At 47.2% G+C, this 12,922-nt stretch carries 8 protein-coding genes; 1 reads left to right on the top strand and 7 read right to left on the bottom strand.

What is annotated here, in order from left to right; genetic code table 11:
- Positions 1 to 2: 2 nt before the first annotated feature.
- From OEY58_04165 to OEY58_04135, 7 genes are all read right to left on the bottom strand, one after another.
- Positions 3 to 1,070 carry a response regulator gene (locus OEY58_04165; protein MDH5324637.1) on the bottom strand — a complete coding sequence of 356 codons (1,068 nt, stop codon included), beginning with the start codon at positions 1,068 to 1,070 and terminating at the stop codon, positions 3 to 5.
- A 55-nt stretch (positions 1,071 to 1,125) separates the two neighbouring features.
- Positions 1,126 to 5,007 (bottom strand): Hpt domain-containing protein, encoded by a 3,882-nt coding sequence (locus OEY58_04160; GenBank protein MDH5324636.1) that lies wholly within the window; start codon positions 5,005 to 5,007, stop codon positions 1,126 to 1,128.
- A 43-nt stretch (positions 5,008 to 5,050) separates the two neighbouring features.
- Positions 5,051 to 5,401: a response regulator gene (locus OEY58_04155; GenBank protein ID MDH5324635.1), complete on the bottom strand. Its 351-nt coding sequence runs from the start codon at positions 5,399 to 5,401 to the stop codon at positions 5,051 to 5,053.
- Between the two features lie 39 nt (positions 5,402 to 5,440).
- Positions 5,441 to 5,926, bottom strand: a complete 486-nt coding sequence (locus OEY58_04150; protein MDH5324634.1) for a chemotaxis protein CheW — start codon at positions 5,924 to 5,926, stop codon at positions 5,441 to 5,443.
- 140 nt (positions 5,927 to 6,066) lie between these two features.
- A complete protein-coding gene (locus OEY58_04145) occupies positions 6,067 to 8,481 on the bottom strand; it encodes a methyl-accepting chemotaxis protein (GenBank protein MDH5324633.1) in 2,415 nt (804 codons plus the stop codon).
- A gap of 176 nt (positions 8,482 to 8,657) precedes the next feature.
- Positions 8,658 to 9,707 (bottom strand): response regulator, encoded by a 1,050-nt coding sequence (locus OEY58_04140; protein MDH5324632.1) that lies wholly within the window; start codon positions 9,705 to 9,707, stop codon positions 8,658 to 8,660.
- 65 nt (positions 9,708 to 9,772) lie between these two features.
- Entirely contained in the window at positions 9,773 to 10,474 is a 702-nt protein-coding gene (locus OEY58_04135; protein ID MDH5324631.1) for a response regulator, read from the bottom strand.
- 397 nt (positions 10,475 to 10,871) lie between these two features.
- Here OEY58_04135 and OEY58_04130 point away from each other — a divergent pair.
- Positions 10,872 to 12,922, top strand: a 2,051-nt coding sequence (locus tag OEY58_04130; GenBank protein ID MDH5324630.1) for a hypothetical protein, incomplete at its 3' end; no start/stop codon positions are given.

The raw sequence follows: 12,922 nt of genomic DNA, 5'->3' as shown, positions 1-12,922 counted from the left end.
CCCTATGCGTTCATTACCCTTTCGTCGGAATCCGTATTGACTACGGTAGCGATCTTACTGTGTAAGTCGCCATCGTTGGCGACAAAATCCACTACGCCATATTCAATGGCACACTGAGTCAAATTGGGATAAACACAAGTTTCGGTATTCTGTGCAATGGTTACCCCTGATTTTTTCTTAATGTGGGAAAACCCTTCTTCTCCATCATTACCCACTCCGGTAAGCAACACACCGACAGTATTCTGTTCAAAAACATCTGCCGCTGACTGGAATAGCGCATTCAGGGGTTTTTTACCATTGGTTCCGCGCATCAGGCAGGGTTCTTGATTGGAATTAAGTTGTACGATCATGGGCTCACTGTAGGAACACACATAGCAAACACCCTGTTCCAATATCGTGCCTTCCTTTCCTTCTTCAACCTTCCAGGCGGTATATTCATTAAATTCTTTAACAAACGCAGGTAGAATTCGCGGTTCAATCTCCTGTATCGCCACCACAGCCATAGGCAAGTCCGGCGACAACTCGGACATGATGCGAATAACCGTATTAGGTCCACCCAAGGTAGTACCTATGGTAACCAGGTGATCCAACATCTGAAAACCGTATCGCTCCACCAACTGGTCTCGCACATCCACTTTGTTGAGCTTCACCCGATGAACGTTTCTGATATTCTCTGCGGCTGCAATTTTGACTCGATCAATTATTTGGTGACCCTGACTATGTATGTCTGTTGAAATTGCTCCGGAAGGTTTAGGTAGAAAATCCACCACGCCCAAACGTAAAGCCTCAAATGTGATATCACCATGAGAAAACAGCGAACTCAACATCACAATAGGTATCGGGCACTTGATCATAATGTGACGAATCGCGCGGACACCGTCCATAACCGGCATGTCCACATCCAGCGTTACCACATCCGGTTGCAACTCAGGTATTTTGTCCAATGCGTCCTGACCATTCCTGGCACTGCCCACCACTTCGATTTCATCGTCCGATTCCAGAATATCCCTCAGGGCTTTCACCATAAATGAGGCGTCATCAACGATCAGTACTTTGATTTTCTTTGCCATATTGGTTCCCAGTGGTTCCTTTTAAGCGGTAAACCGGCTTGTTGTGTTCATGTTATCAAACGGCATTTTGACGTGGTTTATTGCGAATCCTGGATTTAAGCTCAATCGCCTGTGCTTTGTGTTTCCTGGCTTGACGATTCGCTGTCATTTTCACTAATTCATACGCATCTAAAATCAAGGAGATACGCCCGTCCCCCACGATGGTGGCTCCGGAGAATCCACTCTTTTCTTGCACATAATCGGCCAACGGTTTGATGACCACTTCTTCCTGACCAATTAACTCATCCACAACAAAACCGGTCCGTTGCCCTTCAGTGGATACAATAACCACAAATGACTTTTCAGAGTCCACATCACCACTTATGTTAAACAACTTAGACAAGCGAAACATAGGCAAGGCACGACCGCGTAAATGTATAACCTCAACACCTTCCACCATGGAGGTCTCGTTACCGAATATACGCACTGTCTCATCCACATTGGCCAGAGGGATCGTAAACAAGTCTTTACCCACCCGCACCATCAAAGCGTGGATAATCGCCAGTGTCAAAGGAATCTTCAAACGCATCATGGTACGTATACCGGGTTTGGAATCTATATCCAACGTACCATTGAGTTTTTCAATGTTCCGCTTAACCACATCCATACCCACACCTCGGCCGGAGGTACCGGTGATTTTCTCTGCGGTAGAAAACCCGGGCGCCAGAATCATTTGAGTGATATCTCTGGGAGCCATACGCTCCAACTCTTCTATTGTCACCAAGCCTTTTTCCAACGCTTTACGTTTTATTTTATCAGGATCTATACCACGACCGTCGTCAACCACCTCTATTACAATGTGATTACTTTCCTGGTATGCTTCCAAACTCAAAATTCCAGCTTCAGTTTTACCCTTGGACTTACGTTCATCCATGGACTCCAATCCATGATCCACCGCGTTTCTAATGATATGAATCAACGGATCGGACAATTCCTCCACAATCATTTTATCCAATTCCGTATCTTCACCGCGGATCACCAGGTTAACTTTTTTGTCGGTACCGTGGGTCAAATCTCGCACCAAACGCGGGTAGCGATTAAAGATGTGAGAAACCGGCAACATGCGCATCTTCATCACACCTTCCTGCAACTCATTGGAAGTTCGTCCTAAAGCAGCAATGGCCTCACCCAGTCGATACGTTAAAGTGCGTACCATTTTGATATCCTTCTGATCGATACCGGGTACGTCCTTTAAATAACTTTGCAGTCCACGCATTTCATTGAACAACTGGAAGAAATAAGACCGGTCTACAACCAGCTCACCCACCTGATTCATGAGGGTATCGATTTTTTCTGCATCCACGCGCATGCTTTTCTTGATTTTCCGATCTGCTTCTCCGGGGTTTCTGCGTTTGTCATCCCCCGCTTTCTGCTCCAGACGCATACTTTGTCGCCCGGGAGGCTTCTTGGCCGCTGATTCTTGAGATACCGGTTTCTGTTCAGGACCGTTACTGACCAGTTCATCGTAGATCTGGTTTAGTGACTCTGTGTTTGCCTTGGGTTGAGTACTGCTATCCAATGCAGCAAGAAGTCGTTCTTCCAGTTCCGATGCTTTTGAATTTTCTGCAGGAGCGGCTCCTTTGGGTGCTGTGACCGGTGAATCCATATCTCGGTAGGCCGGCTCAGATGGTTCCTGATCTTGCTCTACTCCATACCCTTCCAATTGCGGAAACAAATCGATAAGAGAATCTATGTAGGGCTGAATGAAATCCGGATCCGCGTAACCTCCCGCGACACAAGACTGACGAGCACGATCCACTTCGTCACCCCATTGACGATAGTGGTCCTTAAGCTGCTCATATCCCATATAATTCGCGGCATTCCACAAACCATCCAAACTTTCATAAATTGCTGCAAATTCATTTTCCGCTGTTTCCGACGTCGGAATACGTTTCAATGCGTGTTGGATTACCCTTAGCTGACCTTCCACATGGTCCAGGAAAATACTGAACAATTCTTGGTCATTTTCTTCGTCATATTCAAAAGAATCGTTTGTATCCTTGGATTCACTAGTAGACTCCATTTTTGCGGACGACTCAATACCAGCCGTAGTGGGTACAGCAGCATTGGCACTTGGCGTTTCCGGCACACTTTGGTCGGAATCAATTGCACGAGTTAACCGCCGCACCAATTCGCTGACTGAAGAGACTTCCCGATTGGATTGCTCCAACTCATTAACCAATTGCACAATGCGGTCACGGGTATCTATGAGTAAATCCACCACATCGGCACTGGATTCTTTTTCGCCCTGGCGTAGCATATCCAGCAAATCTTCCCAGCGATGCGCCAAACGGGAAATTTTTTTCAGTCCGGTTATCTGTGATCCACCTTTGATGTTATGCACCGGCCGAAAGATGTCGTTAAGCACTTCCAGATTATTGGGATCTTCGCCCAACTGCAGCAACAGAGTTTCTATCTCATCAAGGTGCTCCATGGCTTCCACAATGAAATCAGGAACCAATGCCATGTTGATGTTAGCGAAATCTTCATCTGTATATTCGTCTTCGTCTTCTTCATACATTTCAGCGCTGTCAACTACCACATCCGCTGTAACTATACGTTCAGGCACCAATGGTTCATTCAGCTCCGCTTCCAGTTCTTCCACTTCAACTTCCGGCACCGGCTCGAAATAATCCGTTTCCTCCTCGACGATGGACTCATCAGGAAGCTCTTCTGATGTCACACTATTTTCATCGTGTTTAGACTTAGGGTCGTCAAACTGTGCAAATGCATCCAGTACAGAAGCCGTAACATCTGCCTCCGATTCATCGTCCTGGGACAACGCTTCACTCAAATAATCCGCTTCGCGGTCAATATCGTCATCCATTGATAACTCATCTGAAGCTGCGTGTGTGGATTTTTCCGCCATCACACTTGCAAGCTGCGGAAACAAACTGTCAATTTGAGACAGCTCGTCAGAAATAAACTCCAAATTAACCGGCTCACCTTTTCTGATCTGGGAGCCGACATCCACCAATGATTCACGCCAATGAGAAAACAGTCGGGATAGTTCGTCATATCCCATGTAATTGGCAGCCATCCATAAACTGGATACTGATTCAGAACACTGTTGCAGTAAGTCTTCTGAAGGATAATTTTGCAGTTGTGGAATGAACTGGCGCAACAACACCACTTGTTCATGCAGATGATCCAGAAAAATACAGAACAGTTCCGAGTCCTGCTCTTCATCGTAGCGAACTGTCACATAATCCACATCCAAATCGGACGCAAGCAAGGGCGCTTTCGATCCTGCATCCGGGTCAAAGTGTTGTTCCTGCGAATCTAAAGGAAATTCATCCGTACTGCCGGATTCTTCACTGTCTAAGGATATTTCAACGGTCTCAACTGTATCATCCGACGAGGATAGTGTATCCTCCTGTTCAAAAGCAGTAATTTCTATTAAATCCGGTTCGTCTATGCTCTGAAGTTGGTCTTCCTGAGATTCTGCTTCCTGAAACTCAATTATCTCCGGCTCAACTTCTATCTCCGGCGCAGCTACCAGCGCAACATCTTCTCTCTCGATCTCGAAAGTTAAACGGTCTACCAAATCATCAACAGGAGTCAGCTCCTCTTGAGTTCGTTCCAATTCATTCACTAACAGAACTATACGGTCCCGTGCATCAATCAGTAGATCAACGATTTCTGCGTTGGACGTTTTTTGTCCCTGGCGCAATAGATCCAACAGGTCTTCCAATCGGTGCGCCAATGCAGACACTTTTACCAAACCGGTAATCTGGGCACCACCTTTGATATTATGTACCGGCCGGAAAATGTCGTTAAGGACTTCCAGATCTTCCGGATCTTCCCCCAGATGTAACAATAGGGCTTCGATTTCATCCAGGTGTTCGCCGGCCTCGATTATAAAATCCGGGAGCAATGTTGTATTGATTTCAGTCATGTCTATTTCCTTGCGGCAGGCCTATGCGTATTTGCCCTTAACCTTAACCTTCAATAAGCTTCAAAATCTTTTCGGATTTGTGCTTATTAACCAGACCGATAGCACCGATTCGTTCCACTTCACCCCGGTATTTATCTTCATCCATATTGGACAAAATCAAAATTTTGGCGTTTTTATCACGGCTCAGTATTTCCTTCGCAGCAGTAATCCCATCCATACCTCGCATGGTAATATCCATAGTAACCAGATCCGGAAGCAGATCACCGTATTTCTGAATCGCCTCATCACCACTACTGGCCTCACCCACGACTTGGTGACCGGCCTCTTCCAAGGTTTTGGTTATTACTCTCCGCATCATTGTGGAGTCTTCTACGATTAAAATGCGTTTACCCATTAGCGTATCCTGTTAACCACGATTCAGACAGTCGGCGCATTATTGCGTTACCGCATCGTCCCCAAGAATCAATTCGTTATAGTTGGCATCTTTCAGCAGATAGTATTCTTCATTAAACAGAATTCGTTCAAAATTCAGAATAATTAACAGGTTATCATTCACATCACATACACCTTGTATGTACTGATTTTCCAAACCTGCAATAACTACATCCGGCGCCGGCTCCACGTGATTGTGAGCGACTTTCAATACTTCCGTTACCCGATCGACGATGAAACCGATGACTCGATCACTGATATTTAGAATCAATATCCAGTTGCGCTCATGATTGTCTTCGCGAAACAAAAACAATCGCTTACGTAAATCGATCACAGGTATAATATCACCGCGCAGGTTAATTACCCCTTCGACAAACTCCGGTGAATTGGGTACGGCGGTGACTGGAGCTGAACGAATGATCTCCTGAACCATTAATATATTGACACCAAATTGCTCCTGATTGATTCCGAAACCAACCAGTTGCATTTGGCCTTCTTGGTCAGTGTCGTCGAATCGATCACTTCTCCCGGTCATGCCAGCTATAGCCATGATTGCATCTCCTGTTACACCTTAAGCTCTTGATACGTCACACAGCCGCAAAATCTGCGGCTGCAATCGTAGTTGGTTTAGATGTCTGTCTTAAACTGACGTACCTGTTCGTTCAATACTTCTGACTGATGTTTCAAGCCATCCATAATCGACGTTACGATACCCGCGCCTTCTACCGTTTGCGCCGCGGTAGCCGCCGTTTCCTGCGCCAGTTTGGTAATTGCCTGGGAACGTTGCGCCTGAGCCGCAGTCATCTGGCCCATTTCACCCCCTCGACGTACCACGCTTTCCATTTCCTGACCGATGGCTTTAGCACTTTGGTTGGTCTCTTCTACCAACCGGGTAATCTTGGATGAGTACTCCAACATAACGCGGAGCGCGTCTTCCGCTACCTCACGTCGGGTACCGGACTCACCTGCCATTAAGGCGATCTTTTGTGCCAAAACGTTCAAGTCTTTCATATATCCCGTTACCTGACCGGTGGTGGAGTTCAAGGCCTCCGCCGAAGTGGCGATTTCCTCGATAGCCGTCATGTTGATTCGACCACCTTCGTCGATTTTCAGCAGCGCTTGCTGGGATTTATCTGTCAGTTTTACCCCTTCACTTACGCTGTTGGTTGAGTCTTTAATTAACTGGGTAATTTCTTTCGCAGCTTCGGATGAACGCTGCGCCAGCTTACCTACCTCGTCCGCAACCACCGCGAAACCCTTACCGTGTGCCCCCGCTCGAGCCGCCTCTACCGCAGCGTTCAAAGCGAGCAAGTTGGTTTGTTCCGCGATTTCCGTGATTACCCCGATGATTTCAGAAATCTGCTCGGAGGATTCAGCAATTGCGCGCATACCATCTACCGTCGCGGCTACCGATTGACGGCCCTCTTCCGCAGCATTCAAGGCCGAACGACCGTAATCGGTGGCTTGTCCTACCGCCTTCTGCATATCGTCCACCGCCGACACCATTTGTTGGATGGCTTTATTAACGGTGCCTACCATCTCTTCCTGCTCCAACGCGGTTTTTACAACGCGTCCGGATGTTTCACCCATTTCGGATACACGAGCCAGGGTTTCCGCAGCCTCTCGGTCCTGTGCCTGTGCTGACTCAGCCACGTCACCCATTTTATCGAGAAGTTCCTGTACAGCATTCTGTGATTGCACCGCAGAATCCTGCTGCGCTTGAGCCGCTTTGGTTACCTGGCCCGCGGTCAGACCCATTTCCGTGATTACTTTCTCGGATGTTTGTGCACGCTTAAGCTGATCTTCTGCACGATTCCTGTTACCCGATGCTCGTTGGAAGGCATCGTCCGAATAGGTCACCACTTCGCGAGACGCTTGGTACACTTCCGCAAACGTGTTGTTTATCAAACCCAACATCTCATTCAAGGTAGTCGCCATTACACCGATCTCATCCGAACTTTCTACTGGTAGGCGTATCGTGAGGTCGCGATTCTCTGAAATACCACGAATAGTGTTTACCGCACGTAAAATCGGACCGGCAATGGCTCGGGTCAGCAATATAATCAAAAGGACACCCGCAACCACGGAAACACCCATCAGCGTCCAGGACAAGTTAATGGTTTCCGTTACGACATCTTCAAGATTTTGTGCATCGTCAAGTAGTAATTTTTTCTCGTGGCTGGACATTTCTTTAAGTATACCGGTGAGTTCCGCGGCAATGGGAGCCGCTCGAGTAGCCAACCAAAAGTTCGCCAAGTTCCACTCCGCACTACCGCGTATCTCAAACATCTTAGGCGGTAAACCCTCAAATTCGGATCGAACTTGCTTAAATTGATCAAACGCGCTGCGTTGTGCCGGTGTCAAATGGGTATAAGCATTTTCCAGATCACGAAAACGTGTCGTGTTCTTCTCCCACAAACTATCGAATTGTTTTTTGAAAGACTCGTCACCGGATAATAAGTAAGCTCGAATTGCCGCCAGACCCAGACCGGTGGTACCTCGAACGTCCGCCATCATATACAGGATATTTTTGCGTAATTCCGTACCCGGTTGCTGACCTTCCAAGTCGATCATACGCGTGATCAACGACGACAACTGGGCGGCTCGTGGGGCCGCATCCTGGAACAGAATTTTTGACGCGGGCTTCTCATCGATGGTATTCGCAATATCCTCTACTTCCTGTTGGTAATCGCGGAACAATTTCAATTTCTTATCGATAATAGCCAGGTTATTTATATCGTCCTTGTCGTCCCAGTCTTTGGCCAAACGCTTCATTTCCCCCAGCGGTTTATCAAGATACTCTGACCAGGTTTCCGCACGGTCTTTCTTGAATTGTTCCTTACCCAAGAGCATCCAACCGCGCAAACCGGCGAGCGACTGGTTGATCCCGTTTAACATGTCGATACTGACCAATGCTGTAGGTACACGTGTATTTACCACGCGCTCAGACGTCGTGTTAATTATGGTAACCTCGTAAACCGCAATACCGAGGGCGACCACCAACAGCAACACCATGACACCAAAGCCGGTGCCTAGTTTCATTGACAGTCTCAGGCCTTGAAAGAGACTATAATTTCGTTTTTTAGCCACCGTAAACTCCTCCGTTCTTGATAAGTGGTATCCTGGATACTAAGCTAGACATTGATATAACTCCCGATTTAAACGACGTGTTAGGTCGTAAAACATAACCCATGTGTTTGCCTTGACTTTAACTAACATTAGCTAACAAGACTGTTCACCTTATCTGCGATTTCACTGTCCGAAATCACCCATTCCACATCACTGCGTTCCAGAGCCGCCAGCGCCATGTCTTTGGAGAGGCAACTGTGGGGGTCCTGTACGATGGCTTGACCACCCATGCGGATCACTTCCTCCAGCCCTTCGGAACCATCTGCACCGGAACCCGATAAAATCACACCGATACAGTTTTCTTCCGTGATGTCCGCCGCTGAAAACATCAACATATCCACTGCGCCTTTGCGCGAAGCGAACGGTGCTGGATTGATATGCAACGAGTAGGCCATGTCTGTTTTATGAACAGTCATGTAGTCCGACCCCACATTGAGGTAACACACTCCGGGTTTGATTTCTTCACCGTGTTTAGCTCGTTTCACGAACACAGAACTACAACTATTGAGGTATTCGGTAAAAGCGTCCACATGCTCCGGTGTAGCATATATGCTGGCCATATAAGCCGTATTATCATTGGCTTGCAGATGGGGAATGATTTTTAGCATGGAACCATAACCACCTTCGGCCGCGCCGAAAGTCACCACCTTTTTACACGAGCCGGTCAAAGGCGCATTCAGGGCCTGACCATTTGGATGATTGCGACGTATATACTTGATGGCATTCACTTCAACACCGGCAGCAAATCGAACCTTGCTACGGATATCTTCTACCTGATGCTCTATAGTGCTGCCTTCCAAAGCGGAAGGTTTGGAGATAAAATCCACCGCGCCATAGCGTAAAGCATCGAAAGTAACCGTAGCACCCACCACGGTTAAACTGCTTAACATGACCACCGGTTTGGGATTCTTGATCATCAAATGCTTTAAAGTGGTTATACCGTCCATAACCGGCATCGCCACATCCATCGTGATCACATCAGGATTGTATTTTTTCACAGCCTCGAGCGCAGAGATCCCATCGGCAGCTTCGCCCACCACGTCGATGTGCGGATCATCTTCAAACATGGTACGTATAGCATCACGCATCATTTTGGAATCATCCACTACCAACAGTTTCAATACAGTGTTATTATCCATCCACGCGCTACTCTTTGAAGGTTCTGTCCACACAAGCGTTTTTCCAATGTTTTCCACTCAGTTTGCTATCCCAAGTACTTATCAATCTTTTGCAACAACTCTGCGGGTTGAAACGGCTTGGTCAGATACTCGTCTGTACCGGACATCTTGCCTTTCAATTTGTCAAACAAAGTATCCCTTGACGTCAGCACTATCACCGGGATATCTTTTTGGCGTTCGTCTTTTTTCATACGTGCCAAGACTTCGTAACCGTCCATTTTGGGTAAAATCAAATCCAGCAACACCAGGTCGGGGTTCTCCAGTCGCAGCATAGTCAGCGCCTCAACACCGTCTTTTGCTTCCACGATGCGATATTCTCGGCCATTTAAGGCATGTATGATGGATTTACGGGCCAAACCGCTATCGTCGATAACCAGGATTTTGGCCAGGCCACCGCCCAACTCTTCATTAAAATCCACACCCAGCTGTTTGAAGATCTCTTCAGTGGACAAACCGGTATTATTGCTCTGGGTCGAGGGATTGTTTCCTGGGTCGCGATCGCCTTTGAAAAAGAAACGGGCTGACTCCACATTGCGCAGATCCTGCAGAGCTTCAACACCACGGACATTACGGTAATACAGGTCCATGATCTCACCCTTGTTAATGGAGAAAACTGCGCCATGACCTTTGTCTGCATACACATACATGGCGCCACTTTTATGTTCCTTGCACAGCCTCAGCAAAGCCAGTACCGCTTCGCGAAAAGCAACAAATTTATCTTTGGACACGGTCCGCATCTCCTGCTAATAACCCTGTCATCTTTACCAGCATGACCCCGAATGGAATTCATCAATGTGAGTATCGGCAAACACTGTGACGACTTTAACGATTTAAAATTAAAACTGAGTCACCCTAACGGTCGGTAACTTTTCTTAAACATTTCGATTACCTTGCAAATTGCCTCACACGTGACATGGATCACAAAATGCACAAAGTGTACCCCTTTCTAACAAATATACCGGGGAGTCACACAGCACATTGATTCAATGTTAATTTTTTTGTCACAGTTAGGGCGCTAAATGCATAACAAAGCAAGTATTTGTGATACATCTATTGCTCAATTTTCATTAAGCCCTGCCGATAGAAAGACAATGGATCAACCCTATAACCGGACGCAAGCCATTCATGAGCGAACCAACTCCATCAAGCGAGAACACCGAGCCCAACGAAACCGGTATGGACGAGCACAAGCAAATTCTGCTTGATGAGCTGGAGCGATCGCATGTATTAGAGGAAATAAAACAAGATGTTGAAGGGTTACAAACCGAGCCCTTTGAGCCTGCGTCTTTAAACTTTGATGACGAGCCAAGCGATGAGCCCGATCCTAAAACCGAATTCCAAGAAACTGAAACCGGGGAACCGGAGGCCGCTGAATCCTATACCACTGATGAAGATGTTGATATCGTACAACGAGTGTTGCAAGAAATTGACGCCAAAAATCTTTCCAAAGACCAACCCACACAACCAAACACAGAAAGTGTGGGTTTAGATCCTGAACCCTCCCGCCCTGCTTATGAAAATACTATAGACGAAGTTATTGCCATTCTGAGTCAAAGCAATCACCACCTGGATCAATCGCAGTTGGATTCATTGATTGGCAACATAGAAGCCCTTTGGTCGGAACTAAAGTCTACCTGGCAACGCTGTGAAGAGCGCCCCCATATCGTCGCAAAAATTGAAGAACTGTGGTCTACGTTAAAGGATGCCGAGGCTTCAGGCATTGACACCAGCTTATTAAAGCAATCGCTAGGAGTTTCCGGGTATTCCGAATCCGGTGCCTCAACTACAGATCAACAGCTGTCAACAGAGCCACTGGATTCTTTAAGCGTTACTGATAGCAACTGGAATAACGATGAGCCTGCATCTTCTGTGACGGCGAACCATACCAACAGCGCAATGCCAACAGAGTCTATGGAGGATTCTCTGGCTGCCATTCTAAAATCACTGGAAGAACTACCCGCAGCGACCACGCAGAAAACCGATGGCTTACCGGAAACCATTGCCAGTAATATGTACGATGTCAATTCCGAAGAACTCGTTTACAGTGACAGCATTTCCCAGTATTTCATTGCAAAACACCAACACGGTGAGAATAGTCAGCCAGTTGCTTTAGGTCCTGAGGAAATTAATCCGGCAAGCGGTTTGGAACAATCTGAAGATACAGACAGCACCGCAAATGAAGTAGCAGAAATCCTGCGCCGGTATGCCACGCCGGATTCCACCTCTAACGCTACCGATACCACAGCAACGACCTCGGGACCGGAGTCACTTGGCTACTCGATTGGCACAACCAACTTGCCGGAATCTTTTGATGACGCTGCCAACCTGGAAATTGTCGAAACGGCGCAAAGCTTGATAGATGAAACGACTGCGTATGAATTTGAGAAGAAGCCGCAATATGGCGCAAATGCAGATGCTGACACAGAATTCTTAACCGATCCCTCAGGGGATATCTTGTCACGGGATAGCAACCCAAATGACACCTTTGCGGGTTATTCCTCCAACAGTTCACAGGAAATACTGACAGAAATACCGGATACTTCTGATATACCGGACCAGAATTTCACTCAGCCCGATACCGGATCAGTGATTTCAGAAGATGAGCAAGCGTTACTGATGGACATTCTCGCAAGCGAAAAGCCGGGTACTCCGGCACGCAGTAGCCACAGTGCCACCCAAGTATTTAACTCCAATGCTGATTCCTACGATACTCCCGGAAATATGGGAACATCTTCTCTCGACTATCAATTCAAACATCAATGGGAAGACGAAGAACGAGCAACGGAAAAAGATCTTTTGGATTATTACGCCGACACAGAGGAGCGTTCACTGTGGGTTCCGGGATTAATTGTCGCCGCATTAATGATTGGAGGGGTTTTGCTATGGCTGTTTCTCAGTCCCAACACCAAAACCAATACCACCAAGGCGGCGATCAGCAAACAACAAGTAGATAATAGAAGTCGCAAAGATGTATCCAGTGAGTCAGTGTTGAAAACGGAAAATAGCACCTTCGACACTGAATTGCGAAAAACACCCAGGAAGCTACGCCAAGGCCCATTAGCCACTAAGGGAACTGAGGGCTCTTCACCCGCTGATGGCTCTTCACCCGCTGATGGCTCTTCACCCGCTGATGGCTCTTCACCCGCTGATGGCTCTTCACCCGCTGATGGCTCTTC

This window comes from Gammaproteobacteria bacterium (assembly GCA_029882975.1).
In the GTDB taxonomy this organism is placed as follows: Bacteria; Pseudomonadota; Gammaproteobacteria; order SZUA-152; family SZUA-152; genus JAJDNG01.
Note: the sequence above shows the minus strand (reverse complement) of the source record. Positions and strands in the feature narration are given on the sequence as shown.